The sequence below is a fragment of the Thauera terpenica 58Eu genome, assembly GCF_000443165.1.
Lineage (GTDB): Bacteria > Pseudomonadota > Gammaproteobacteria > Burkholderiales > Rhodocyclaceae > Thauera > Thauera terpenica.
The window spans coordinates 1-768 of the sequence record NZ_ATJV01000129.1 but is presented as its reverse complement, the minus strand read 5'-3'; the positions used below and the strand labels follow the sequence as shown (position 1 = coordinate 768).

1 protein-coding gene is annotated in these 768 nt (G+C 63.8%); it reads left to right on the top strand.

The features are described 5' to 3' along the window. Positions 1-88: 88 nt before the first annotated feature. A partial coding sequence (locus M622_RS39205; RefSeq protein WP_021251214.1) for an IS1634 family transposase occupies positions 89-768 on the top strand: 680 nt, incomplete at its 3' end.

Sequence of the window (768 nt, the reverse complement as noted above, 5' to 3'; positions counted from 1 at the left end):
GCCGTTTTCCCAAAAAATCTTGTGGTGGCACGTTTGTAACAATGGAACTCAATCTTGACGTGGGTTTGTTCCTGGCTAAAGTGGCGGCATGCACGTCAAGATCACCACCTCCGGTTCCCGTCGCTACGTCCAGCTCGTCGAGTCCTACCGTGACGAGGCCGGGCGAGTAAAGAAGCGCACCGTCGCCACGCTTGGCCGCGCCGAGCAAGTCGATGGCTCGCTCGATGCGGTGATCAATGGCCTGCTGAAGATCACCGGCCGCGAACCGATGGGTGTGAGGCCGCCCGCGCCCACGGTGTCGTTCGAGTCGGCGCGCGCGCTCGGTAACGTGTGGGCGCTGACTGAGCTGTGGAAGTCGCTGGGGTTCTCGGCGCTGCGGCGGGTGTTTCGTCGCACCCGCCACACCACCGACGTGGAAGCGCTAATCCGCCTGATGGTGCTCAACCGTCTGTGCGACCCGGAATCCAAGCTCGGCGTACTGCGCTGGGTGCAGACCGTGGCGCTGCCCGAGTTCGGGCCGAAGGCGGTGACACATCAGCAGTTGCTGCGCAGCCTCGATGCGCTGATGGATCACCAGGACGAGGTCGATGCGGTGATCGCCGGGCTGCTGCGCCCGCTGATCGATCAGGATCTGTCGGTGATGTTCATTGAGCTCACTACAATCCGCAGCGAAGGGCTCAGCCAGACGGCCGGCGACATCCGCCAGTACGGCATGGCCAAGGAGGGGCTGATCGCCCGCCAGTTCATGCTCGGCGTGGTGCAGACCGC